The organism is Streptomyces sp. NPDC006512 (assembly GCF_040611935.1).
Lineage (GTDB): Bacteria > Actinomycetota > Actinomycetes > Streptomycetales > Streptomycetaceae > Streptomyces.
The window spans coordinates 1-2427 of sequence record NZ_JBEXPG010000139.1; the positions used below are offsets into that span (position 1 = coordinate 1).

At 74.3% G+C, this 2427-nt stretch carries 1 protein-coding gene and 1 pseudogene; both read right to left on the reverse strand.

Going from position 1 to position 2427, the window contains the following annotated elements:
- Window positions 1–511: 511 nt before the first annotated feature.
- Window positions 512–1384, reverse strand: coding sequence for an ECF transporter S component (locus ABZZ17_RS39970; protein ID WP_356884298.1), 873 nt, complete (start codon window positions 1382–1384; stop codon window positions 512–514).
- Window positions 1381–2205 (reverse strand): annotated as a pseudogene (locus ABZZ17_RS39975) (ATP-binding cassette domain-containing protein); the annotation flags it as partial. The pseudogene ABZZ17_RS39975 and the gene ABZZ17_RS39970, both read right to left, overlap by 4 nt.
- Window positions 2206–2427: the final 222 nt, after the last annotated feature.

The window sequence follows — 2427 nt, forward strand, 5'->3', positions numbered from 1 at the left end:
AACGCCGCGAACTGCGCCGGGTCCTTGATCATCTGCTGGGCGATCGCCTTGGCGCTCGTCGGGGCCGCCTGGGCGGGAACCGTGGCGAGCATCGAGCCGGCGACGCCGAGGGCGACGACGGTGCCCGCAAGGGTCTTCTTCGAAGCGGCGATGCGGCGGATGACGGAGTTCGACACAGGGGAACCTTCCACAGGGGACAAGGGCGGTCGCGGCATGCCTGAGGCATGCGTGAGCCACTCACGCGGTGGAGAGGGGTTCGTCGGCGGCGGGTGAAGCACCCGGGCCGCCTTGCGACTCATCCAGTTCTACCGATGCCCCACCCGCCTGGCAACGAGCCCACTTACTACCCGCCCTCGCAGCCGTGGGTCCCCGGACCCCCGCCGCCCCGGGCGGGATCCGGGCAGGTGGGGGCGGGTCCGAGGGGGCGGGTCAGGGGCCTCCGTGGGCTACTAGCCCGGGTCGTATGTGACGTGGGTCCTATGGGGCGGCTCACCCCCGGGATGCCCGAATCTCACCGAACGTCACTGCTCGTACCCCTTTGAGGGGCCCGGTCAAGTGTCGGAATTGCCCCGGAATCGAAGGAAATGGGTGGGTCGAAGGCTGCCTTCCTCGTGGCTCGCCGCAGCGCCTTCAGCAGCGTGGCGCCCAGGGTGAGGGTCAGTACGACCGTCAGCGCGGCCCGGCCCAGGTCCCAGCCCACCGAGGTCGCCAGGCAGTACGCGACGAAGCGCGCGAGGTTCTCCGGTACGGGATCCCCCGGGTGGAAGGAGATGCCCTGGCCCATGCCCTGCAGGATCACCCAGCCCTGGAGGTTCATGATCGTGCCGTACGCGAACGAGCCGAGGAACCCGTACGCCGCGAGCATCGCCAGCTCGGCCCGTCCCCGGATCCGCGCCGGGCCGGGCAGCAGCCCGGCGCCCAGCGAGAACCAGCCCAGGGCCAGCATCTGGAACGGCATCCACGGCCCGACCCCGCCCGTCAGCAGGGCGGACGCGAACATCGTGACGGAGCCCAGCACGAAGCCGAAGCCGGGACCGAGCACCCGGCCGCTGAGCACCATCAGGAAGAACATGGGCTCCAGCCCGGCCGTCCCGGCCCCCAGCGGTCTGAGCGCCGCCCCGACGGCGGCCAGTACGCCGAGCATGGCGACGGCCTTGGCGTCCATGCCCTGGTCGGCGATGGTCGCGACGACGACGGCCACCAGGAGGGGCAACAGGGCGGCGAAGAGCCAGGGCGCGTCCTGGGAGTGGGCCAGGCCGGACTGGCGGTCCGCGAGCAGGGGCCAGCCGAAGGCGGCGATGCCGATGAGGGTGACGAGGACGAGGGCCGCGGCGGCGCGGGGGCCGACGCGGACGGGCCGGTCGGCGGAGGAGGGGCGGGTCACGGCGTGCGCTCCCCGTCCGGAGCGGTCGCGTCCGGGGGCGCGGTGTCCCGGGGTGCCGCGTCCGGGGGTGCCGTCTCCAGGGGCGTCGCAAGGGCTGCCGCGACCTGGGACACGGTGAGCCAGTGGCCGGGGGCCAGGATCTTCGCCACCTGCGGGGCGAAGGCGGGCGAGGAGACGACGACCTCGGCGGTCGGGCCGTCGGCGACGGTCTCGCCACCCGCCAGGATGACGACCCGGTGGGCCAGGTCGGCGGCGAGCTCGACGTCATGGGTGGCCAGCACGATGGCGTGGCCCCGCCCGGCAAGGGTCCGCAGCAGCCCGATGAGCCGGGCCTTGGCGGCGTAGTCCAGGCCGCGGGTGGGTTCGTCGAGCAGGAGCAGTGCGGGCCGGCCGGTGAGGACCAGGGCCAGGGCGAGGGTCAGGCGCTGGCCCTCGGACAGGTCACGGGGGTGGGTGTCGTCCGGTACGCCGGGCAGCAGGGCGCTCACCAGGCCCCGGCAGGTACCGGGCTCGGCCCCCGCGTCGCCGTCGGCGGCGGCGCACTCGGCGGCGACGGTGTCGGCGTAGAGGAGGTCGCGGGGTTCCTGCGGGACGAGCCCGACCCGGCGCACCATCTCCCCCGGCGGGGTGCGGTGGGGGGCCGCGCCGCCGACGGTGACCGAGCCGGAGGAGGGGGCGAGCGTGCCGACCAGGGCGGCGAGCAGGGTGGACTTGCCGGCGCCGTTGCGGCCCATGAGGGCCACGGTCTCGCCGGGGGCGACGCTCAGGGTGATGTCACGCAGCACCTCCGCGCGGCCGCGCCGGACCCCGAGGCCGGTGACGACCGCGGCGGGCTCGTCCCCAGCCCCGTACGCGGAGGCCCCGTACACAGCGGCCCCGTACGCGGAGCCCCTGTACTCAGCGGCCCCGCTCGAAGGAGCCGCACCCCCGCCCCGCCCGAGCAACCGCCCGAGCAACCACCCCCGGCCGGCGCACCCGCTCATAACGCTTCGATGCACAACACGGACCGTGGTGCCGCGAATCCACCGGCGCCAAGGCACCAT